20 protein-coding genes and 3 pseudogenes are annotated in these 20,738 nt (G+C 63.1%); 10 read left to right on the top strand and 13 right to left on the bottom strand.

Features of this window, described 5'->3' with window-relative positions; all coding sequences use genetic code 11:
* Window positions 1-32 precede the first annotated feature (32 nt).
* From MRAB57_RS13360 to MRAB57_RS13390, 7 genes are all read right to left on the bottom strand, one after another.
* A complete protein-coding gene (locus MRAB57_RS13360; protein WP_077079431.1) occupies window positions 33-797 on the bottom strand; it encodes an SDR family NAD(P)-dependent oxidoreductase in 765 nt (254 codons plus the stop codon).
* Window positions 794-1,285, bottom strand: coding sequence for an aromatic-ring-hydroxylating dioxygenase subunit beta (locus MRAB57_RS13365; RefSeq protein WP_077079432.1), 492 nt, complete (start codon window positions 1,283-1,285; stop codon window positions 794-796). Before MRAB57_RS13365 ends, MRAB57_RS13360 begins: the two co-directional genes overlap by 4 nt.
* Window positions 1,282-2,589: an aromatic ring-hydroxylating oxygenase subunit alpha gene (locus MRAB57_RS13370; protein WP_077079433.1), complete on the bottom strand. Its 1,308-nt coding sequence runs from the start codon at window positions 2,587-2,589 to the stop codon at window positions 1,282-1,284. Before MRAB57_RS13370 ends, MRAB57_RS13365 begins: the two co-directional genes overlap by 4 nt.
* On the bottom strand, window positions 2,586-3,410 hold the full coding sequence (locus tag MRAB57_RS13375) for an alpha/beta fold hydrolase (protein WP_077079434.1): 825 nt from the start codon (window positions 3,408-3,410) through the stop codon (window positions 2,586-2,588). Before MRAB57_RS13375 ends, MRAB57_RS13370 begins: the two co-directional genes overlap by 4 nt.
* Window positions 3,407-4,483: a DODA-type extradiol aromatic ring-opening family dioxygenase gene (locus tag MRAB57_RS13380; RefSeq protein WP_077079435.1), complete on the bottom strand. Its 1,077-nt coding sequence runs from the start codon at window positions 4,481-4,483 to the stop codon at window positions 3,407-3,409. The genes MRAB57_RS13375 and MRAB57_RS13380 overlap by 4 nt, the downstream gene beginning before the upstream one ends.
* On the bottom strand, window positions 4,425-5,438 hold the full coding sequence (locus MRAB57_RS13385; protein ID WP_083743395.1) for an amidohydrolase family protein: 1,014 nt from the start codon (window positions 5,436-5,438) through the stop codon (window positions 4,425-4,427). Before MRAB57_RS13385 ends, MRAB57_RS13380 begins: the two co-directional genes overlap by 59 nt.
* Before the next feature lie 239 nt (window positions 5,439-5,677).
* A complete protein-coding gene (locus MRAB57_RS13390; protein WP_077079437.1) occupies window positions 5,678-6,409 on the bottom strand; it encodes a FadR/GntR family transcriptional regulator in 732 nt (243 codons plus the stop codon).
* Window positions 6,410-6,525: 116 nt separating this feature from the next.
* On the opposite strand from MRAB57_RS13390, the gene MRAB57_RS13395 reads away from it, so the two are divergent.
* The 6 genes and pseudogenes from MRAB57_RS13395 (at window position 6,526) to MRAB57_RS13420 (ending at window position 12,075) form a co-directional block, all read left to right on the top strand.
* Complete coding sequence (locus MRAB57_RS13395) at window positions 6,526-8,202, top strand: AMP-binding protein (RefSeq protein WP_083743396.1); 1,677 nt, start codon at window positions 6,526-6,528, stop codon at window positions 8,200-8,202.
* Window positions 8,203-8,393: 191 nt separating this feature from the next.
* A complete protein-coding gene (locus MRAB57_RS13400) occupies window positions 8,394-9,188 on the top strand; it encodes an enoyl-CoA hydratase-related protein (protein ID WP_077082006.1) in 795 nt (264 codons plus the stop codon).
* 5 nt (window positions 9,189-9,193) lie between these two features.
* Window positions 9,194-10,327, top strand: a complete 1,134-nt coding sequence (locus tag MRAB57_RS13405) for an acyl-CoA dehydrogenase family protein (RefSeq protein ID WP_077079438.1) — start codon at window positions 9,194-9,196, stop codon at window positions 10,325-10,327.
* Window positions 10,324-11,223 carry an SDR family oxidoreductase gene (locus MRAB57_RS13410; protein WP_077079439.1) on the top strand — a complete coding sequence of 300 codons (900 nt, stop codon included), beginning with the start codon at window positions 10,324-10,326 and terminating at the stop codon, window positions 11,221-11,223. The genes MRAB57_RS13405 and MRAB57_RS13410 overlap by 4 nt, the downstream gene beginning before the upstream one ends.
* A 24-nt stretch (window positions 11,224-11,247) precedes the next feature.
* Window positions 11,248-11,706 (top strand): annotated as a pseudogene (locus MRAB57_RS13415) (MaoC family dehydratase).
* A gap of 24 nt (window positions 11,707-11,730) precedes the next feature.
* Window positions 11,731-12,075, top strand: a complete 345-nt coding sequence (locus MRAB57_RS13420; RefSeq protein WP_077079440.1) for a hypothetical protein — start codon at window positions 11,731-11,733, stop codon at window positions 12,073-12,075.
* Window positions 12,076-12,195: 120 nt separating this feature from the next.
* Here the strand turns inward: MRAB57_RS13420 and MRAB57_RS13425 are convergent, their stop codons facing one another.
* From MRAB57_RS13425 to MRAB57_RS13435, 3 genes are all read right to left on the bottom strand, one after another.
* Window positions 12,196-13,170, bottom strand: a complete 975-nt coding sequence (locus MRAB57_RS13425) for a PDR/VanB family oxidoreductase (RefSeq protein WP_077079441.1) — start codon at window positions 13,168-13,170, stop codon at window positions 12,196-12,198.
* A gap of 28 nt (window positions 13,171-13,198) precedes the next feature.
* The gene (locus MRAB57_RS13430; RefSeq protein WP_077079442.1) at window positions 13,199-14,530 is read right to left on the bottom strand and encodes a cytochrome P450; all 1,332 of its coding nucleotides are present in this window, start codon (window positions 14,528-14,530) and stop codon (window positions 13,199-13,201) included.
* A 155-nt stretch (window positions 14,531-14,685) separates the two neighbouring features.
* Entirely contained in the window at window positions 14,686-15,015 is a 330-nt protein-coding gene (locus MRAB57_RS13435; RefSeq protein ID WP_077079443.1) for a hypothetical protein, read from the bottom strand.
* A gap of 432 nt (window positions 15,016-15,447) precedes the next feature.
* On the opposite strand from MRAB57_RS13435, the pseudogene MRAB57_RS28945 reads away from it, so the two are divergent.
* Window positions 15,448-15,765, top strand: a pseudogene (locus MRAB57_RS28945) (transposase); the annotation flags it as partial.
* 4 nt (window positions 15,766-15,769) lie between these two features.
* On the opposite strand, the gene MRAB57_RS13445 reads toward MRAB57_RS28945, so the two are convergent.
* Window positions 15,770-16,825 carry a transposase gene (locus MRAB57_RS13445; protein ID WP_077087937.1) on the bottom strand — a complete coding sequence of 352 codons (1,056 nt, stop codon included), beginning with the start codon at window positions 16,823-16,825 and terminating at the stop codon, window positions 15,770-15,772.
* 214 nt (window positions 16,826-17,039) lie between these two features.
* Between MRAB57_RS13445 and MRAB57_RS13450 the strand changes: the two are divergent.
* The 3 genes and pseudogenes from MRAB57_RS13450 to MRAB57_RS13455 form a co-directional block, all read left to right on the top strand.
* Window positions 17,040-17,231: pseudogene (locus MRAB57_RS13450) on the top strand (IS3 family transposase); the annotation flags it as partial.
* A 185-nt stretch (window positions 17,232-17,416) separates the two neighbouring features.
* Window positions 17,417-17,569 carry a hypothetical protein gene (locus MRAB57_RS28575; RefSeq protein WP_157900604.1) on the top strand — a complete coding sequence of 51 codons (153 nt, stop codon included), beginning with the start codon at window positions 17,417-17,419 and terminating at the stop codon, window positions 17,567-17,569.
* A gap of 275 nt (window positions 17,570-17,844) precedes the next feature.
* Window positions 17,845-18,189 carry a hypothetical protein gene (locus MRAB57_RS13455; RefSeq protein ID WP_077079446.1) on the top strand — a complete coding sequence of 115 codons (345 nt, stop codon included), beginning with the start codon at window positions 17,845-17,847 and terminating at the stop codon, window positions 18,187-18,189.
* A 372-nt stretch (window positions 18,190-18,561) separates the two neighbouring features.
* Here MRAB57_RS13455 and MRAB57_RS13460 read toward each other — a convergent pair whose 3' ends face one another.
* Together MRAB57_RS13460 and MRAB57_RS13465 are read right to left on the bottom strand one after the other, a co-directional pair.
* The gene (locus MRAB57_RS13460) at window positions 18,562-20,013 is read right to left on the bottom strand and encodes an MmgE/PrpD family protein (RefSeq protein ID WP_077079447.1); all 1,452 of its coding nucleotides are present in this window, start codon (window positions 20,011-20,013) and stop codon (window positions 18,562-18,564) included.
* A 51-nt stretch (window positions 20,014-20,064) separates the two neighbouring features.
* Window positions 20,065-20,622, bottom strand: coding sequence for a helix-turn-helix domain-containing protein (locus tag MRAB57_RS13465; RefSeq protein ID WP_077079448.1), 558 nt, complete (start codon window positions 20,620-20,622; stop codon window positions 20,065-20,067).
* Between the last annotated feature and the right edge of the window lie 116 nt (window positions 20,623-20,738).

The raw sequence follows: 20,738 nt of genomic DNA on the forward strand, positions 1-20,738 counted from the left end.
GGGGTCCTCGGGTGCATGTAGATCGACGGGCGTCAGCCCATGCTGGCGCCGCCGTTGACGTAAATGGTTTGTCCGGTGAGGAAACGGCTGTCCTCGCCGGCCAGGAACGCCACGGTGGCGGCGACTTCCGTTGGGTCGCCGGGGCGTCCCAACGGAACGATGGCGGTGCCGTGCTGGACCACCTCCAGCAGCCGGGGTGGCGCGTCGCCGGATGCGCACAGGGCGGCCAATTCCGGCGTGACCACGTAGCACGGGGCGACGGTGTTAGCGGTGATGCCGGACCCGGCGAACTCGCGCGCCAGCCCGGTGACCATCGCATGCACCCCGCCTTTGGCGGCGTTGTACATGGCGTGGTCCATCAGGCCGGTGCGAACCGAGTCGGCGCCGATGTTGATGATCCGGCCGTGTTCGCGAGAAATCATGTGCGGCAGGACTGCTCGTATACAGCGGATCGCAGTCCACAGGTTGTTGTCGATGGTGGCCTGCAGCGTTTCCTCGGTGTGCCCTAGGGTCGGGCGGATCATGCCGCCGCCGGCGTTATTCACCAGGATGTCGATGTGGCCGAGCGCGTCGAGGCCGGCGCTGACCAGATCATCCGCGACGCCAGGTTCGTGCAGCTCGCCGACGAATCCGGTCACGGTCGCCACCCGCTCGTCAACCGCCTGCAGATCCTCTTTGGAGCGAGTGGCTGCGAAGACTCGAGCCCCGTCGGCGATGAGGCGCTCGACGATGCCAAGCCCGATTCCCGACGCCGCACCGGTGACGATCGCCGTCCGGCCCGACAATGCCGCGCTCACAGAATGATCGCCACGTCGGCGACCTGCCGCAGATCCGTCATATCCAGTTCCACCCGCTTGTATGCGATGCGGAAACCGGCGTCCGCAGCCCGCAGCCGGTAGTGGTAATGCCCGACATACGCGCTCGACCGGCCGTCCCGGAACCGCCATACCGTGAAGGAGGCGGTCACCGACAACTCCTCACCTGCGGGGTGGACCTGCACGTTGAACACCTGGTGGTTGGTACGCGAGTGGGGGTATTCGCGGTGGGCGCGCCGGTTGTTGAGCCGCTCGACTCTGGCCCGCATCCTGCGGTGGTCGTCATCGATGAGCATCAGATCCCGATGCGGATTACCGTCGAGTTTGTCATTGCAGGGGATCTCGTACTTGGCGTCGGGATCGAACAACGTCAGCCATTCGTCGAGGTTCCATGCATCAAGTAACGCGGATTCGTGGAAGAGGAAGTCCTCGACTTCGGCGCGGGTGGCGACGTGCGCGGCGGCGGTCACCGTGCACCTCCCCGGTCCGCCGCGGTGCCCATCTGTTGCTGCCAACGTCGCCAGAACTCGCGCATCTGTTCCTCGTCATTAGCCATCGGGCCGCGGCCCATGCCGCGCGAGATGTCGTTCCATACGACTCCGCCACCCTCGAAACCTTGTTGGCAGGACTCGAGCGCCTCGATGTCGTCCGGCGTGGCGAATCCGCCTGGGCCTAGGAAGGTAAGGAAACTGTCGAGTCGCCGTTCCCGCAGGCTGGCAGGCTCGTCGATGGGAGCAAGCTCCCAGGCGGTGACATCGACGCGGTCCGGGGTCGGCGAGAACATTGTGCGGACGGTTACCGCCATGATGTCGTTAATGATCAGATTGGGATAGATGATCAGGTTACGGTTCACCTCAGCCATCTTGTGTGCGCGCTCCTCGCCGTACCGGTCGACGAGTTCTGCACGGATACGGTCGATTTCGCCGCGGGCGTCCTCGCCGAAGAGCGGTTCCCACTTCGCGACCGGGCGGCCCCAGGGAGAGGAGTACTCGATGACGGCGTGCCCGTTGCCAAGCTTTACGGGTTGCCCGATGACCCCGCCTTGCAGTTCGGTCCCGAGGAAAACCAGGTACTTGAAGTAGGTGTCATGTGTCGACTGGGCGTGATAACCGTCGGCACTGTTCTCCACCAACAGCTTCCAGTTCGCGTTGAAGCTGTATTCGTTGGTGCCCTTGATGATCTCCACCGAGCCCCCGCAGCCGTCTACCACCAGATCGATGTAATCCTTGGCCCCGGCCAGATACGTCGGCAGGTCGATGATATCCGGATCGTAGCTGGCGAATACGAATCCGCGGTAGGACTCCACCCGGGCCACGCGGGCCAGTCCCAACTCGTCGTAGTCCAGCCCTTTCGAGTAGCCCTGCCGGTCGGGCACACCGTTGAGTCGACCCTCACTGTCGAATGACCAGGCGTGGTAGAAGCATTGAAATACCTTTGCGTTTCCGGAATCTCGCCGGCACACCAAGGCTCCTCGATGTGTGCACGAGTTGTGGAACACGTTGATGTTTCCGCTTTTCGCGCCGCGAACCATGAAGATCGGGCGGCCGGCCACTTTCCGCCGCACGAAGTCGCCGGGATTGGGGATCTCAGACTCGTGGCCGACGTACAGCCACGATTTGCCGAAGACCCGTTCGACCTCGGCGCGGTGTATTTCGGTCGAGGTCATTGCCGAGCGGTGCACCCGAAACACTTGGCGGTCTTGGTCATCCACCACCAGCGGCTCACTGGCTTGCGGTTCGGTAACCTGGGTTGTCCAGTCTTCAACGGTGCTCATGAGCGCTCCAGGTAATCGGCGACCAGCGCGGAGAACTCGTCGGCGCGCTCGATCTGGGTCCAGTGTCCACATCTGCTGAATACGTGTAGGTCGGCGTTGGGCAACAGGTCCAACATCGTCACCGACACCGCCAAGGGCACGACCTGGTCTTCGCGACCGTGCACCAACAGTGTCGGGGTATTGATGGCGCGCACTTCTTCGACGGTGATGCCAAGTTCGGATCCTTTGTAGCGGGGATCGAAAAACATCGCGCGGTAGGCCTCGTAAGCGCCATCGGCGATACTGGCTTCGTAACGGATGGCCACCAACTCGTCGGTGATCAAGGACGGGTCTACGGCGAAATAGTTGCGCAGCAGGTTGCGCATCGCCTCGTGCGAAGGTTCGTAGGCGCGAAGCGCGGTCAGGCCCTCGGTCGGGGTCATGCCCACCCCGGGGGCGCCCATGAGGACCATCCGACGGACCCGCTCAGGATGGTCGGTCGCCATCTGGAGGGCGATCCGGCCGCCGAGCGAGTTGCCGACAATCGTGGTTCGTTCGATGTTCTGAGCGTCGAGGAACGCCCAGACGTGATCGGTCCAGTTTCGTAGGGAGTACACGACGTGCTCGGGTCGCTCGGTGGCGCCGAAGCCGACGATGTCCGGTGCCAGGACGTGAAAGCGCCGGGACAGCGGTTCGATGTTGTACTGCCAGTTGGCCGTTGCCGAAACACCGGGACCCGAGCCGTGCAGCATCAGTAGGGGCTCACCGGAACCGGCGTCCAGATAACTGGTCTTTATGCCGCCCGCATCGAGCACCTGTGGTTGCGCCACGGTGGTTGTCATCCCTGGTTTCCTTCCTTGAAGACGCCGAAGCACTTGTTGGAGTTGAAGACGTCGGTGGCAACGAAGTCCGACCATGCGAGCTCGAGTCCGAGTTCAGCAACGGCGCCGGTCATGCAGAACCAGTTGAGGAGTTCCTGCTGACCCGACTCGATGAGGTCCTGGGCCGAGGTGGACTGCCACTTGGCGTAGTCGCCGTTCTTCAACAGTTCGTAGAGCCGCAGATCCGCGTCGGTGTCCGGCGTGATGTGCCAGTTCTTGTCGACCAGGAACGCGTGCGACCAACTCGACGAAGCGACCAGTGCGACACGCAGATTGGTGCCGGCGAACGACTGGGCCACCGCGCGGCCCAGCGCGAAGCAGCGCGCCGGCGAGGGGCCGACCGGATCGGTGCGCTCTTTCCTGATGTCGGCGAACCGGACCAGCCCGCCGCGCCGTGCTATCACGTGCGGGCCGTAACAGTTAACCGTGATCGGGATCAGGGGGTAGGGGAATGTCGCGCCGGCATTGGGATAGTCGAGGAACAGCTGAGTGTTGATGATGGCGTGCGGGAAGGCTGAATCCTTGCGCTTCTCATAGGAATAGGCCATGTCGAAGCCGCGTTCGATGAGGCTTGTGGTGAGCTGACGAGCGTTTTCGGGGGCGCCGTGCAGGGTGATGGTGGTGTCATTCGGCAGGCCCCAGGCATTAGGGCTGCCGCGCTCGGTCATGAGCTCAAACGGTTCGGCCTCCACGTCGCCGTAGGCCAGCACGCAGAACGGGGGAATGATCTCCTCGCGAAAGTTCTCGTACTGGTCATCACCCCAAACCACCACGACATCCGGGTTGAACTCATCGAGCGCGTTCCGGCAGCGAGCCAGGTTCTCCACCAACAACTTCCGATGATGCGCTGCGGCCGCCACGCCCTGATCATTGCCCCATTCGTCCCGCATCGCTGCCGGCCAGTTCGCGGGATCCTTTTCCGCCGCCGGGATGTCGGGATCGGTCAGGGTCCAGCGCAGCAGGCTGGCCATGTGTTCATCCGTGCCCGCCAGCAGCGGATAGTGCGTGAGCCCCAGTCCGAGGAAATGGGCCATAGTGTTCCTCCACATTCGTTCTGCAGATTCGGTATCGAAGGTCGACGGGTAGGTCTGCCACGATGTCGTCGATGGGTTCGGGCATCGCGGGAAAGGGGTAGTCGGACCCAAACAGGACGTGGTCGGGTCCGAAGAGTTCAACCGCCGCGTCCAGGGCCCGAGGGTTATAGGTCAGCGAGTCGCACCACAGTGCGGCGGCCTGTCGACTGGGCAAGTCGGCGGAGTCTTCGGTCATGCCGGCGATCAGAGCGCCTTTGTCGAGCCGTCCGATCAGCGAAGGGAGTGTTCCTGCCCCGTGAGCCAGGCAGAGCCGCACCCTGGGGCGCCGCGCCAGTGCGCCACTACCGATAAGCGCGGCGGCTGCCAGCCCCGTCTCGATGGGCATGCCCGCGCCGAATCCCAGGCCGATCGACGTAGTCCGGGGTAGCAGGTCCTGGTCGCTGGGGTGCACCAAAATCAGGGCGCCGAGTTCGTGGGCGATGGCGAAGAAATGATCGAACCGCTCGTCGGAGAGATCGATGCCTCGCACCTGGGTACCGATCTCCACACCGAGGAAACCGGGGCGGCCCATGCAGCGCCGCAGTTCCTCGACGGCCCGGTCGGGATCTTGAAGTGGTACCGCACCGAGCGCAGCGAAACGAGTGGGATGGTTACTGACCATGCGGGCGAAGAAGTCGTTCTGCAACGCAGCGAGTTCCGCGGCGGCAGCGGCGTCGCCCCGGTAGCAGAACGTTACCGGGATCGGTGAAACGACTTGTACCGCAATACCATCGCGGTCCATGTCGGCCAGTCGGGGGGCGGCTGACCAACACCGGTGGTCGATCCGGCGATACCGCTTGCCGTCGAAGTGGAGCCACGCATCCGTGTCGTCCAAAAGCTCCACCGATGGCAAGGGGTCACCCGGAAACCGTCGTGCAAGGTCCGGCAGGCCGGCGTCGATGGCATGGGTGTGCACGTCGATGAGGCCGTGGTCAAGGGGTTGCGTAGCGGCGATGATCGTTCCTCCGGGCGGCGCGGCGTGTGGGGCCGATCACATGATATGGCATTATGCATACATAATTCAAGATTATGCATGCATAATGTTGTGGGTCACACTTTCTGGGTGATACAACTAGCCGCATGCAGCAAGCGCTGAGCCTTGCGACCGCACAACGGGTCTCGCTGACCCTGTGTTATCGCGAGCGGCCTAGGCGGTCAGGGGTGCTGCGGAGTGTCGGGGGTCCGGTCCGGATCGTCGGCTCGAATCAGGTCACGATCGTGTCGGTTGATCGCCTCGACGAACGACGCCTGATCGTGAACGGCGATGGATGCCACGATGTCATCGTGAACGTCCAGGCTGGCCGCCAGCAGTGGCTCGTGGTCCTTGACGAACATCACCCGGCTCAGCACCGCTTTGATACTTGTGACGATCAATTGGTGCATGCCCTCGAGCACCGGTATGTGCGCGGCGGCGGCAACGACGCTGTGGAATGCCAGGACGGCGTCGAAGAAGTCCGGCGCTTGGGCGCTCGACCGCATCGTCACCATTGCTGCGCGCATCGAGCTGATGTCCTCGGCCGTGGCGCGTTCGAACGCGGCTTTTGTCAGACCGAACTCGAGATAAAGACGGCCCTCGAACAAGTCCAACGGATGCGGATTGGACGCCTGAAACCACATGTCCAACGCCCCGGTACGAATCTGTGGCGGTGCGCTGGCCACCGTGATGCCGCCACCAGGTCCCGAGCGCACCGACACCAGATCTCGATTGCGCAGGATGCGCAACGTCTCGTTCATCACCGTCGGGCTGATCCCGAATCGGTCCATGATCTCCGATCGGCGACCGAGATGGGCGCCGACGGGAAGTCGCTCCGAAAGGATCTCGTGCTCGAGATCGGCGGCGACGCGCTCGGCCCGCGACGATCGCACCGCGGGCTCTCGACGCGCCATCGGCACCCTCCTTCGGATCGCCGCCGGGCGCGAGCCATGCGCGGCCGACACACTTCCCAGATATTAACGTCCACCCTGCCCGCAACCCGGCAGCAAACCGAGGCGAGGAGCCGATAGTGCGTGAACCGACCCTAGGCGCCGCCGCTTACCGGGCGGCCCGCGACCTACTGATCCACCACCGCGACGAATACGCCGCCGTGGCGCCGACATTCCGGTGGCCCGACGTCACCGAGCAGTTCAACTGGGCGACCGACTGGTTCGACCATGTCGCAGAAGGGAACATCGGCACCGCCCTGCGGATCGTTGGCGACGACGGATCGGACGACTCGTATTCGTTCGCCGAGATCGCGGACCGGTCGAATCGCGTCGCGACGTGGCTCGCGCAGTCCGGCGTTTCGCCGGGTGACCGCGTCATGCTCATGCTCGGCAACCAGGCCGAGCTCTGGGAATCGATGCTGGCCGTCATGAAGTTGGGCGCGGTGATCTTGCCGGCGACGACGGCACTGGGACCGAAGGACCTCGTCGACCGGCTGGAGCGCGGCGGCGTGGGTCACGTGATCACCAACTCCAATCACGTCCACAAGTTCGCCGACATACCCGGCGACTACGGACGCATCGCGATCGGAGACGCACCCGCGCCCTGGCGCCTGTACCGCGAATCGGACGCCATCGCCGCGCCGCGCCGCTTCACCACTTCGACCGCGGCCGACGATCCCATGCTGATTTACTTCACGTCAGGCACGACAAGCCACCCCAAACTCGTCGAGCACACCCATCGGTCTTATCCGGTCGGGCATCTGTCGACGATGTATTTCGTCGGGCTGGCGCCGGGCGACGTCCACCTCAACATCAGCTCGCCGGGGTGGGCCAAGCACGCGTGGAGCTCGTTCTTCGCCCCATGGATCGCCGAGTCGACAATCGTGGCCTACAACTACGAGCGATTCGACGCCGCACGGTTCCTGTCGCTGCTGCAACGCGTGGCCGTCACCTCGTTGTGTGCACCAACGACCGTGTGGCGCATGCTGATTCAGGCCGATCTTGGCGAAAGGCCGCAGGCCCTGCGGGAGGCGGTCTGCGCCGGTGAGCCGTTGAACCCGGAAGTGATCGAACACGTTCGCAAGCGGTGGGGATTGACCATCAGAGATGGGTTCGGGCAGACCGAAACCACCGCACTGATCGGTAACACGCCGGGAGCGCCGGTGAAGCCGGGTTCGATGGGTAGACCATTGCCCGGCATCCCCGTCGAGATCGTCGATCCACTCACCGGGGAACCGTCCGACGAAGGCGAGATTTGCTTGCGGATCGACCAGCGTCCGGTCAACCTCATGACGGGCTACCTCGGCGATCCCGACCGTAACGCCATAGTCACCGCCGGTGGCTACTACCACACCGGCGATTTCGCCAGCCGGGACGCCGATGGCTATGTCACCTACGTCGGCCGCTCCGATGACGTGTTCAAAGCATCTGACTACAAGATCTCGCCGTTCGAGCTGGAGAGCGTGCTGATCGAGCATCCGGCTGTCGCCGAAGCCGCGGTGGTCCCGGCCCCGGATGCGGTGCGGCTGGCCGTGCCGAAGGCCTACATCAGCCTGGCGTCCGGCTGGGCACCCGACCGATCCACCGCCGATGCGATCTTCGCGCATGCCCGCCAGAATCTGGCGCCGTATCAGCGCATCCGCCGCATTGTGTTCATGGAGCTGCCCAAGACCATCTCCGGCAAAATTCGGCGTGTGGAACTGAGGAACCGCGAGAACCAGGCCGAACCCCTGCTCGGTGAGTTCAGGGAGAGCTGACCGCGGCCACGATGCCTCCACGGGGGGAAGAAATATCTACCCGGAGGGGTGCGACGGCGTCCTGAAATTCCTGCAGTGTTGCCCCAGCGACGTCGATTCTTGATGACCAGCAGCTTTGGTATTATGGTATGACCAAATTGCAAGTGCCGAATCGGACGGCCAGCTGGCTTTCAAAGATGAAGGGCGACAGAATGACTGAGTTCACCGATATCACCTACGCAGTCGACAATGGGCTGGCCTGGATCACCATCAACCGTCCAGAGCGTTATAACTCCTTCCGAGCGCGGACCGTCGACGAGCTGATCAAGGCGTTCAAGCGGGCCTGGGGCAGCGGGGAGGTGGGTGCCATCTGTCTGACCGGCGCCGGAGACAAAGCCTTCTGCACCGGCGGTGACCAGAAGCAGCGCGCCGAGACCGGCGACTACGGCCCATCGAACAGTGGTCTGTTCGAAGTCGACTCACTCCACCGCGTGATCCGTGACGTGCCTAAGCCGGTGATCGCAGCGGTGAACGGCTTCGCGATCGGCGGTGGCCACGTGCTGCACGTGCTGTGTGATCTGACTATCGCCTCCGAGACTGCGCTGTTTGGGCAAAACGGTCCGCGGGTGGGCTCCTTTGACGCGGGCTTCGGCACCGGATATCTGGCACGCGTGGTCGGCGAGAAGCGCGCTCGTGAGATCTGGTTCCTGTGCCGTAGGTACTCCGCCCAACAGGCCTACGAATGGGGCTTGGTCAACAAGGTGGTGCCGGCTGATCAGCTCAAGGCCGAAGTGCGCGCCTGGGCGGATGAAATACTGCAACTTTCGCCCACGTCGCTGAAGGTCCTCAAGCAATCGTTCAACACCGATACGGAGCAGTTCGCTTCGGTCGGTCAAATGGCCTACTCCAATCTCAAGCTATTCGGCGAGACGGCGGAGGCGAAAGAGGGCGTCACGGCGTTCAACGAGAAGCGGACGCCGGACTTCGCACCCTATAGGGGCAACTGAGCCACGTGTTCACCTCTGAGCAAACAGATTTCGCAAGCGCGATCGAACAGTTCTGCGCCGACAACTGTGGCACCGCAGAGCAGCGTTTGGAACTCACCGACGGCGGGCGGCTGTCTAACAGTCCCCAGCTGCTGTCGCGTCTTGCCGATCTCGGGTGGCTCGGGGTGTCGCTGCCCATTGAGTACGGGGGCGGGGGAGCCGGCATGGTCGAAGAGTGCATCTTCCTCGAGGAGACCGCCCGCGGACTCGCCCCCATCCATGCGTACGGCACTGGGTTGACCGCGGCCCAGACCTACCTGCGGCACGGCACCGAAGAGCAGAAGAAAGAGGTGCTGGGCAACCTATGCAACGGGAGATTCGAGGCGATTGCGCTTTCGGAGCCCGGCGCCGGGTCTGATCTGGGCTCGGTGCGCACCCGTGCGGTCCGCGACGGCGACCGGTTCGTCATCAACGGCCAGAAGACCTGGATCACCGCTGCGCATCTGGCCGATCACCTGTTGGTGCTCACCCGCACGTCTACCGAGGGCAGCAAGCATCAGGGCCTCACACTGTTGTATCTGACCACCGAGTCCCCGGGTTTGGAAATCAAGCCGATCATCACGATGGACGGTCACACCGTCAATGAGGTGTTCTTCACCGATGTCGCCGTTCCCGCCGCCAACGTCGTCGGTGGGGTCGGCGACGCCTGGCATCGGTTGATGCGGGGTCTCAACGTAGAGCGACTGATCATCGCGGCAATGTCGCTGGGCGCAGCCCGACGGTCGCTGCAGGACACCATTAGCTATGTGCGGCAACGCGAACAGTTCGGCCGCTCGATTGGCAGCTTCCAGGCCGTTCGGCATCGTCTCGCCGACCTGGTAGCCGAGATCGACTGCTGCCGCGCGTACGCCTACCAGGTGGCAGCGCAGATCGATGCGGGCCTTGAGGACCAGCTCGCCCGCGAGGGGGCGATCGCCAAACTGAAGTGCACTGAGGTCGCGAAACGGGCCGCGCTGGAGGGCGTGCAGCTGATGGGCGGCAACGGCTATACGGTGGAATACGGCATGGAGCTGCAGGTGCGCAAGGCGCTCGCCCCACCAATCTACGGGGGTGCCAACGAAATTCAGCGTGACATCATCGGCAAGAGCCTCGGGCTATGACTTCGAGAAGCATTTACGCACCCGACGTGCTAGCCGGCAAGCGGATCCTGATCACCGGTGGCGGCACCGGACTCGGTCGTGGCGTCGCCGCCCGACTGGTCGCTCACGGCGCGCACGTGCACATCTGGGGCCGGCGGGAAGCCGTGCTGGCCGAGGCCGCCACTGAGATCTCAAGGAGCAGACCAGGATCCGCACACTACCAGCCGGTCAATGTCCGCGACTATGACGCCGTGTCGGCGGCGGTCGGCGAAATCTGGGAGCAGTACGGCCCATTGACCGGCGTGCTCAACAATGCGGCGGCCAACTTCATCGCCCCGACGGCGACCCTGAGTCCGCGGGCGTTCGAAGCGGTCACCTCGACGGTGATGACCGGGTCGTTCAACACCACCCTGACGGTTGGAAAGCGTTGGATTGCTGAGGGTTTGCCGGGCGCGGTACTGTCCAATCTCACCACCTGGGTGTGGAGCGGTTCGGCGTTCGTAGTTCCCTCGGCCATGGCTAAGGCCGCCGTGCATGCGATGACGATGTCGTTGGCGGTGGAGTGGGGACGCTACGGGATCCGGCTCAACGCCCTGGCACCCGGACCGATTCCCACCGAATACGCTTGGGAGATGCTCAATCCCACCGAGGAAAGCTCGGCGGGTGCGACCCAAGCCGAGCAGATCCCGCTGGGCCGAACCGGAACCATCGACGAATTGGCCAATCTGACGATCTTCACGTTCTCCGATGCGTGTGACTACCTCACCGGGGAGACCATCGCCATGGACGGCGGACAGCGCCTGGCAGGGCCGAACACCTTCGCCGCGCTAACGGCGCTGACCGATCTGGAATGGGCCCACGCACGTGAACGCAGCCAGGCCGCCTCGGCCGCTGCCAAGGCCGCGCGAACCGTCTGAGTTGGGAAACGAAAGGGATTCGCCATGAAGGTGATCACCTCCATCGACGACGCCGCCGGGGCGGTTGGCACCGAGTTGGGCGTTAGCGATTGGCTGGATGTGGATCAGGCGCGTATCGATGCCTTCGCGGAGGCGACGGGTGACCACCAGTGGATCCACGTCGACCCGCTGCGCGCGATAACCGAAAGTCCCTACGGCACAACGATTGCCCATGGGCTGCTGACGCTCTCATTAATACCCGCGTTGAGTAAGCCAGTGTTTCGTCGTCGAGAACGCCAAGATGGGAATCAATTACGGGCTCAACAAGGTGCGGTTTATCGCGCCGGTGCCGTGGGTTCCCGTTTGCGGGTGCGGTCGGATCTGGTCGACGTCACTCCGGTGAACGATGCGACCGTGCATCTGACGATCCGCCATACCGTCGAGGTGGACGGCATCGACAAGCCGGCGGCGGCGGCCGAAATGATCGCGAGGTACGTCTTCTGACAACAGCAAGCTGCAGGAGGCAGTGTGCAATTCGACCCCCGCGACGATCTCCGGCATCGTCCGGCCCAAGGCAAGCGGATGCGCGGCAGCCTGTTCTGGGAAGTGGTCGCGCCTGAGGAACAGATCGGTATGCAGGTGTACCTGTACCTGAACGACCGCGGCCGGGCCGGCTACAACGTCGTGGTGTGGGGGCCCGAGGCTGAACCGCTGGCATTGCACCTGGGATCGGGCCGAATCTCGGACTCGGCCGATCTCGAGCACCTCGAGTTCGACGGGCTGAGCCTGCGACAGTACGAGCCCTTATATGCCTGTACGTTGGCCTACCAGCGCGAAAACCTCGTTGCGCACAACGGTTTTCGAACGCACTGATTTGTCCGCTCACGCCGCGCCATAGTACGACGTCGTCACCGAGCAGACGTCGGCCAAGTGGTGTTGTGCTGATCTCATGCGAAGTGGCCGAGATATACGAGCACCTTCGCGGATAGTTGTTCACAGGTCCAGCACCAGCTTTTCGGTGCACGACCGTGAGACGCAGATCAGCATCACCTCGCCGGACTCCCTTTGAGACGCGCTGAGTACCGAATCCCGGTGATCGGGAAGACCTTCCAGCACCCGCGCTTCGCAGCTACCGCAAACGCCCTCATAGCAGCTGGTGGTAATGGGAATACCGGTTGCCTCTACGAGTTCGAGGATCGACTGGTTGGCCCCGACCTCGAGGGTCACCCCCGAACGCTGGCACACCACTTCGAACTGCTCGAGTGCGGCCGCTTCCTGCTCTGCCGTGGGTGCCTTGGCTGCGAACCGCTCGATGTGGAGGGTCCCCTTGGGCCAATGAGCGCACTGCTGCTCGACCGCTGCCAGCAATGCCTCGGGGCCGCAGCAGTAGATCAGGGCGCTGTTCTCGGGTTCCTCGAGCAGCGATCGCAGGTCGAGGGGACCACACTCGTCCTGGGGCCCCAATGTGACCCGATCGGGATAGCGTTCTGCCAAGTCGGCGGCGAAGGCCATGGAACCCCTGGTCCGGCCGCCATACAGAAGTGTCCAATCGCTGTCGGCCTGCTCTGCCGCCTCAACCATCGCCATAATTGGCGTTATCCCGATGCCTCCGGCGATGAAACGGTAATTGGCGGAGTCGACGAGCGGAAAGTGGTTGCGTGGGCCCCGGACTCGCACGACAGAGCCCACCTGGAGCTTCTCGTGCACGTACTGCGAACCACCTCGGCTGTTGAGATCCAGCAGGACCCCGATGCGCCACGTCGTCGCATCGTGCGGGTCTCCGCACAGCGAGTACTGGCGGACCAGGTCGTCAGCGAGAAGCAGGTCGATGTGGGCGCCCGGCTGCCACCTGGGCAAGTACGTGTTGTCCAAATGGCCGAGGTCCAGCACCACGACACCCTCTGCGGGGGTGCCGCGGTGCAGGACGGTCAGCTCCGCGGTGAACTCGTGGACGCTGGCAATGGGCATCGTCGTCAGGATGCTGGGGAAAGCCCGCTCAAGATACGGTCACCCGCGCGGGCAGGTGCTTGAGTCCACCTACGAAGTTGGTGTGCGTCACGCTGCCAGGCCCGAGCACTTCGATGGACTCCAGTCGGGGCAGTAGTTCCTCGAACATAACGCGCAACTCGAGCTTGGCCAGATGTTGGCCGACACAGGTGTGCGCACCGAAGCCGAATGCCATGTGATTGTTGGGCTTACGGTCGATATTGAACTCGTCTGGGTTTGAGAACAGGTCCGCGTCGCGGCAGGCTGATTGGAATAACGGCATCACCCGGTCGCCGGCCTTGATGGTCTGACCGTCCAGTTCGTAGTCTTGCAGCGCGCGACGCATGAAGTGCTTGACCGGTGCCACATATCGCAAGCCCTCCTGGATCAGGTTGGGCACCAGGCTCGGGTCGGCTTTGACTCTCGCCAGCACCTCAGGGTGCAGAGCTAGTTGCTGCAGCGTGCCGGCCAGAGTGGCGGACGTTGTGTCGTGGCCGGCGGTGCAGATGGCCATGAACCAGCCGTACGTGTACGGAGTCGGCCAATACTCGCCATCGGGCTGCCTAGCCACCGAGATCAAGGTGGCCAAGTCATCGCGGGGATTGGCCCTGCAGTCCGCGATCAAGTTGTCGAAGTAACCGTAGAAGTCCTGCACAGTGTTGGCGAACTGTTGGGCCATCGCCTCGGGACTCAGCGGCTCGACATCCTCGCGCTGGTGCTCGGGGTCCGCGGTGCCAAAGAATTCCTGGGTGAGCGCCATCATTCGCGGCTCATCCTCCGCAGGCACTCCGAACAGCGTCATCACCACGTGCAGCGGGTAACCCAGAGCCCAGTCATCGACGAGATCGATCTGCTTACCTGACTCGGAGAGTTTCTTGAGCTTTTCGATGGACTCGTTTGCCAGCACGCGGATCTTGGTTTCCCAGTTCTTAAGCTGCAAAGGCTTGAACCAGTCGAACGCGATGTTTTTGACGGTGGTGTGCTCGGGCGGATCGAGGAACGGCAGAGCGTCCATGAGACGGAGGCTGCCCCCCAGGAGTTGCTGGGTAAACCCGTCGCCCGCCTGGTTCTGCAGGATCGGGTTGTGCGAGCCGGGCTTGTCCGCGCCGCCGGCGGTGAAGATCTCCGGCTGCCCCTCGACTTCCTGGATATCGGCGTACTTGCTGACCAGCCAGAGCGGATCGTAGCCCTCGACGATGGCCTTACCGACCGGCATGTTGTTGCGCATCCACCTGTAGGCCTCGTGGAGTTCTGCGAGGTCGGCGTGCCCCTCGGGGAGCACGATCCGTCGTGCGATCTCGTCGGGGAGGATTGCTGTATCGGCCTGCTGGGCGGTGGTCACGGATCTCCTCCTGCTGTCGTGCTGTCGTGCCTGACCTGCGTTGCGCGCGTGATCGCTTGGGGACTCACGCCGGCGATTCAAGTGTTGTGGCGATGGCCATTTCGATCGCCCCCACTAGGGGGTTTATCGCTACCGCCTTGGGGGGAGAAGCCGACTCAGACCTCCCGACAACCGTCATTGATCCACTGAACGATCCTCTTAATGGAATCGGAGGTTACGGGAGGAAGGTAAGCGGGCATCGCAGGAGTCACCGCCCCCACGGGAGGCTCCGGCAAGTCGGAACCGAAGGGGGCCTGCCCCCTCAGCGACTTCACCAGATTGGAGTTATCGCCGTCGCCGAGGATCACAAGTGGCCGTCCGCCGATTTTCATCGCGACGAACCGGTCCCGGGTGATACCCCTCCAGAACGGGCCGTGGGAGGCTACGTCCGCGTCAGGCCCGCCGACCGAATCGTCGAGTATGGCGATGACGTCCGCGAAATTCATGGATGCCCTTTTCTGCTGTCACGACGGGCTTTGCTGGCGGATGAAGCACAGTGTGGATGGCGTACATCACGTTTCGCGTCACCACGACGGGGTTGATTGCTATCGCTTTGGGGGCATAAAGACGCGAGGATCTAGCACGCGCAGGCCATATTTGGTGCGCCTACGCCGATCACCGACGGCGAACGCATCGAGGCGTACCGGGCCAACGCCCTGTTCGACGCCCACACCGATGACCCGGAGTTCGGCTACCGGTACCTGGCCGAAGAAGCCCGCCAAGCCGGGGAACCGATGGCCGAGCGCACCGCCTGGTGGATCTGCACCGACAACCGGTGGTGGAGTGTGTTCGGCAAGAAACGCGGCAAGAACGGCAAGACGGGCCCGCCTGTCCACGACGACCGCGTCAACAGAGACTTCACCGCCGAAGCGCCAAACATGGTGTGGCTAGCCGATATTACCGAACATCGCACCGGTGAGGGAAAGCTGTACCTGTGCGCGATCAAGGACGCCTTCTCCAACCGCATCGTCGGCTACAGCATCGGTTCCCGGATGAAGTCACGGTTGGCGACCACGGCACTGCATAGTGCGATCGCCCGCCGCGGCGAGACGCCCGGCTGCATTCTTCACACGGATAGAGGTCCGCAATTTCGCAGCCGAAAGTTCGTGCACGCCTTGGGCCGCCACGACCTGGTCGGCTCCATGGCCCGCGTGGGTGCAGCCGGCGACAACGCCGCGATGGAGATGCTCCTATCGGGTGTCAAGTGGTGATCGGGGCGGTTTCGAGGAGTCGGAAGAGATGACGTGCGTAGTACCGCTTTAGACACCGCATGGCTTCACGTTTGGTCTTGCCATCGCTGACCCGCCGGGCGATGTAGTCCTTGGTCGGCGGGTGAACTTTGGCCCGGGCCAGGATGACGGTGTGCAGCGCTCGGTTGAGCTGGCGGTCACCACCACGTGAGAGACGGTGGCGAGTCTGGGTTTGACCCGAGGTCGCTTCGAGCGGTGCAACGCCGCCCAGGCGTGCGAAGGCGGCTTCGTCCCGGCAGCGGCCGGGGTGTGACCATGACACCAGGATCTGAGCGGCGATCAGCACACCGATGCCCGGTTCATCGAGTAGCGCTGGTGCCATCGACCGCACCAGCGGGATCATCGCCAACTCAAGCTCGCGGCACTCGTCGGTCAACTGCCTGACTCTGTTCGCAGTGCTGCGCAGCGACAACTTCGTAGCCGCGTATTCGGGGTCGGTAGCAGTGTCAGGGCGCAGTCGTTGGCAACGAGCCACCAACGCCATCAGGGGCCGCCCTCGGAGCTCCTCACAGAGGTCGACCGGCGCGGTGACGACCAGAGCCTTGAGCACGTTAATCGCAGCGACTCGGACAAGTTTCGCGCTATCGCGTGCGGTGATCAGTGTGCGCAGCCCTTCGCGCGCACCGCGTGACCGCGGGGTTGCCCAACTCGTGCGTCCGAGAATCTCCCGTGCGGCCCGGACTGCGTCAAGGGAGTCAGACTTCGCGCCGTCCTTGGCCGATCTGGTGCTGGGATGGTCAAACTCAATGACGAACTCGCCCTTGGCCGCCAAGGCTGCCGCGAGGCCGGCGCCGTAGCTCCCCGTTGACTCAATCGACCAGGCCCGCCGACCCTCGGTCGTGTAGGGCGCTGCCCATCGCAACGCTTGCCCATAGCCGCGGGCCGTGGTGGGGAAAACTCTCGAGGCGAGCTCACCCTGGGTCTTCGAACATACGACGGCCGCGGTAATACGATCACGATCAGGATCAACGCCAATGACGTGATCGACGAGTTCTGCCAGTGCCATGCCTTGCTCCTTCTAATGCGGCGGTAAGGACTCCGCCGAGGAGTTGAGGCAGGACTGTGATGGGTCACCCGAAGGGACAAGCTCCTAATCAAGCCATCGAGGTCGGCGGTGCGGCTGACGGACATATCTCTCAATGAGGACACCGGTGGGGTCGGTCATTCTGTGAGTCACGTCAGCCAGCACCACCTTGCCGCGCAGCATGCTGAAAGTGTCACAGTCATTCTGGTCGTCGATGCAGATCGAACTTCTCAACCGCAAGAAATGGAACACCCGCGTGGAGTTGGCCAACGCGATATTCGACTACATCGAGATCTTCCACAACCGCCAACGCCGACACTCAGCACTGGGCTACCTGACGCCCACCGAATACGAACTACGCTCGACCAGAACATCCCAACTCGCCTGAGACGCAACACCCAGACGAGTAACCAGACCGTAGGTCAGGTCAACCGCCAACGGCCCGTACGCGTGGCTGCGCACCGACTACGACAACACCGGAATCTGCACTGCCTGTGCGGCGTCCGCATAACGTAACCCACTCAGCGCGAATCAGATTCGACACAACGGATTATCGGTGAGGAGCACTAACGAATGTTGACCGTCGGCTACACCGGCCGCGCTGGCGGCGCATGGCGCGGCGTTCCCCGCAATGAAAGCGGCGCTGTGGTGGCGGAATGCGGGCACGAGCACCCGAACCGCGGCAATGCCAGCATGTATAAAACGGCGGCGGTGCCGTATATGTGACAGATCGTTAAGGCTGCGCTGACACCTGCGTACCGCAAGTTCTGCGCCACCGAAACAACTGCCCGCGCCGAGGAGTTGGTCGATCTGATCGGAGCTGGCCCGGTGCGGTGCTACCATCAACTGTCCGCCGCTGGTTAGCTCAAGCAGGAGCTATCTCAAATGCGCCTTCAGCAAGGCGACCCGGTTCGGTATGGCGACTCCGAGCATCGCGTGGTGCAGGTGCTGGAAGGTAGTCGACTGATCGTCGAACGGCCCGCGCCGACCGCACGGAAATCATGAGTGACGCGCACTTCACGGCGGTCGAGGCCTACTTAGCGCAGCTCCGTCAAACGGCGCTCGTCGCCGAGGCTGAGGACCTCGCCACCGGAATCCGTCATATCTCCATCGCGACAGGAGAGCTGGAATCTGACGACGACGTCCGCCGGCTTGAGCAGCTCGCCGCAGCGGCCGCTTGTGGCCGTGAAGGGGCCGGCCTTGCGCGCTTCGGAGGAGGGAACGACTACGTGACGTTTTACATCGAGGGGCTGGACGCGGATCAGTTCGTCGAGGATCTCGCCCTACTGGCCGAAACGCTCAACCCAGGCTGGTGGCGCATCAGCCGCTCATCCCTACCGTTCTGATTCCGCATAGTGTGGAGGAAAGGCGATGCGATGGTTTGATGTCCTAGATCACCGGGCTGCAGCGCCACGAATTCGCTGAGCGTCAATCCCGCAGTGGGCACATTGCCCCGGAGCGTCGACCGCTGCCGGTGATCAGGATCGGGCAACGCGAACAGGCCGCCACCCGAAATGATAAGTCGTTCGTGCCATGGTCCGCTGAGCAGGACAGGGTGGGGTGGGAGTTGGGTTATCACGTCGCGCAGGAACGGTTCTTGTCGAGATTGCAGCGAAGATTGACAACAGTGCACTGATTGTTTAGCAACATCGTCAGTCCTGACCATTTGGCTCGCAAAAGCACTCGCCCAAAGGAGCGGACGGCCAGGTGTTCTGCGCTCACTCCTGTTGGAGCAGTGGTGTCAGTTCTTTCGCTACGTTGTTGACCTTGTCGAGGGTGAACATCACTTGGAGCGACTGGTCGACCTGGGCGGCTGAGAGGGCTGCTTGTGCGTAGGTGCGGTATTTGTCCTTGACCTGGTCATCGGTCATCCTGGTGTCGTCCGAACCAGGGTCGCCCCAGACGTACTCGCAGCTTTCGCTGAATTCCTTTCCGCGGGCGTTGATCTGGACCTCGTTGGGTATGCGAGTGAAGCGGCCTGTGGCCAGCATCTGCTCGAAGATGACTTTCCCGCTGTCGGGGTGGCCTTCGACCACGACCTTCCGGGCGAACGCCAGGTATCGCGGGTCGTGGATGCTCTCGTCGTCCTGCCAAGAGGGCCCTAGATCGGATCCGTGGGCGGCAGCGCCCAGCGCCATCGGGATACTGAATTGCAGATCCGACGGCGTCTCAGGCGCGTAAGTGGGACCGAGCCAGTTCACGCCGCGCTCGAAAGTACGCACCACGACGCGATCGATGTCCTGGGGCTCGAGTTCGTGACGCCGGATCAACTTGGTGAACAGTGCAATCGCGGGATGGCCGTAGCGGCACGCCGAATAGGGTTTGAATGACGTTCGTGACACCTGCCATGTCTCCCCGAGTTCGGCGAGCAGACGCTGCCGGTTGAGGCCCACAGTCCCGAACGCGCGCCAGAATTCCTCCGGAGCGTCGAAGATGTTCTGTTCGCCTACGAATCCCTTGTGCGCGAGTTGGGCGGCCATCACTCCATTGATGCCCATCGAGCTGACCGGCGAGTACTTCAGCATGTGCTTGCCGGGTCGCAGGACGGGCGCGAAGAATTGTCCGGTCTCGATCGGCGCGGTCCAGCCCGCGAGACCGAAAGCGTTGTTGTACTGGGCAGGTGTGAAGTCCAACAGCTTGCCGACCGCGCCGGCCACGCTGAAGCCGTACCAGCCCAGACATCCCGGCACCGCTTCGATGTCCCCGGCCGGTGTCAGACGTATGAACTCCAGGGCTCCGCCGACCCGACAACCTACCTCGTAACCGAGGGCCACTGCCGTGATCAGCGCTTCACCCGACAACCCCACGCTCTCGGCGAATGCCAGGCCGGGGAACACTGCCGCGACCCCGGGGTGACTGAAACTCAGGTAAGTGTCGTCGGCGTCGAGGTAATTGCCCAGATACATGTTTGCCGCGGTAGTCGCGGCTGGAGAAGCCTTCACCGTGGTGCCTACCACCGTGGCTGGGGCACCCGCTCCGGGGCCACCCATCTCGGCCGCAACCTCTGCGACTATCCGCGCCGCCGCATAGTGGCGAGCACCTAGTGCGCACCCCACGGTGTCGGCGATGAGTCGTTTGGTGTCGTGGACAACCCGAGTAGGTAGATCGTCGAAGCTGATGTCGTGAATCAGATCGATGAGCTGAGCAGTGGCGGTGGTTTCATCGCCCATGATGTCCGTACCCTTTCGTTGTTGCCTGCAAGCAATTGCTGTTGGTAAGGCTCAACCGTGGTGAGTTCGAGGAGCACCCTGGCCGTACGGATAGGCCACCTGTAGCGCTCTCCCGCGCTCGATGTGTAGAGATAGTCGAGATTTGTCAGGGTTGCTGGTGCGGCATGTACGGAGCCGTGACGGACCGTCGCGCTGCCGAGCCGGACTGACGGCATCAGTGCTCTGACGATGGCGCCCATGGGGCGAGGTCCCCAGTCTGGAAAGCGCTGCCGGCCGACGTGTCCAACCATCGAGCTGGCGTGTGCTCGATGGCCGGTCATGAACGTGCACGCTTGAGGAGGCGGAGGGGTTCCCAGGCAGCAGGCTGTTGACGCCCGTCTTGATCCAGTGGCGTTGTGCCAGCTCGGCGTGCGCCGTGTTGACGGTCTCCCGGGATGTGCCGACAAGTTGTGCGAGCTCCTCGTGTCGTAGGTCGTCGTGCGCCCGCATTGCGTTGGCCCCTCCTCGGTGCGGCTGGTGGCGCTTGTCGCCCGCAGGCAGTGTCCACGATCGAGAATTCGCGGCGTTCACCTGAATGTAGACGCCCGCATTCGGGGGCTCCACCGTCATTTGACAACCACGTCGACTATCGTTACTACAGTCATGAGCTGCATAGATGTGGCGTTTGTTGCAGCCGTCCGGATGCCACTGGGGATAGTTGACAAAAACGTCAACGGATAAGCTAG

This window comes from Mycobacterium rhizamassiliense, from assembly GCF_900157375.1.
GTDB classification, from domain to species: domain Bacteria; phylum Actinomycetota; class Actinomycetes; order Mycobacteriales; family Mycobacteriaceae; genus Mycobacterium; species Mycobacterium rhizamassiliense.

What these genes read in the sequence shown, in the direction of transcription:
- MRAB57_RS13370 (WP_077079433.1), bottom strand. Translation starts at nt 2,589, where the DNA reads ATGAGCACCGTTGAAGACTGGACAACCCAGGTTACCGAACCGCAAGCC.
- MRAB57_RS13375 (WP_077079434.1), bottom strand. Translation starts at nt 3,410, where the DNA reads ATGACAACCACCGTGGCGCAACCACAGGTGCTCGATGCGGGCGGCATA.
- MRAB57_RS13380 (WP_077079435.1), bottom strand. Translation starts at nt 4,483, where the DNA reads ATGGCCCATTTCCTCGGACTGGGGCTCACGCACTATCCGCTGCTGGCG.
- MRAB57_RS13390 (WP_077079437.1), bottom strand. Translation starts at nt 6,409, where the DNA reads ATGGCGCGTCGAGAGCCCGCGGTGCGATCGTCGCGGGCCGAGCGCGTC.
- MRAB57_RS13400 (WP_077082006.1), top strand. Translation starts at nt 8,394, where the DNA reads ATGACTGAGTTCACCGATATCACCTACGCAGTCGACAATGGGCTGGCC.
- MRAB57_RS13410 (WP_077079439.1), top strand. Translation starts at nt 10,324, where the DNA reads ATGACTTCGAGAAGCATTTACGCACCCGACGTGCTAGCCGGCAAGCGG.
- MRAB57_RS13425 (WP_077079441.1), bottom strand. Translation starts at nt 13,170, where the DNA reads ATGCCCATTGCCAGCGTCCACGAGTTCACCGCGGAGCTGACCGTCCTG.
- MRAB57_RS13435 (WP_077079443.1), bottom strand. Translation starts at nt 15,015, where the DNA reads ATGAATTTCGCGGACGTCATCGCCATACTCGACGATTCGGTCGGCGGG.
- MRAB57_RS13445 (WP_077087937.1), bottom strand. Translation starts at nt 16,825, where the DNA reads ATGGCACTGGCAGAACTCGTCGATCACGTCATTGGCGTTGATCCTGAT.
- MRAB57_RS28575 (WP_157900604.1), top strand. Translation starts at nt 17,417, where the DNA reads ATGTTGACCGTCGGCTACACCGGCCGCGCTGGCGGCGCATGGCGCGGC.
- MRAB57_RS13455 (WP_077079446.1), top strand. Translation starts at nt 17,845, where the DNA reads ATGAGTGACGCGCACTTCACGGCGGTCGAGGCCTACTTAGCGCAGCTC.
- MRAB57_RS13460 (WP_077079447.1), bottom strand. Translation starts at nt 20,013, where the DNA reads ATGGGCGATGAAACCACCGCCACTGCTCAGCTCATCGATCTGATTCAC.
- MRAB57_RS13465 (WP_077079448.1), bottom strand. Translation starts at nt 20,622, where the DNA reads ATGACGGTGGAGCCCCCGAATGCGGGCGTCTACATTCAGGTGAACGCC.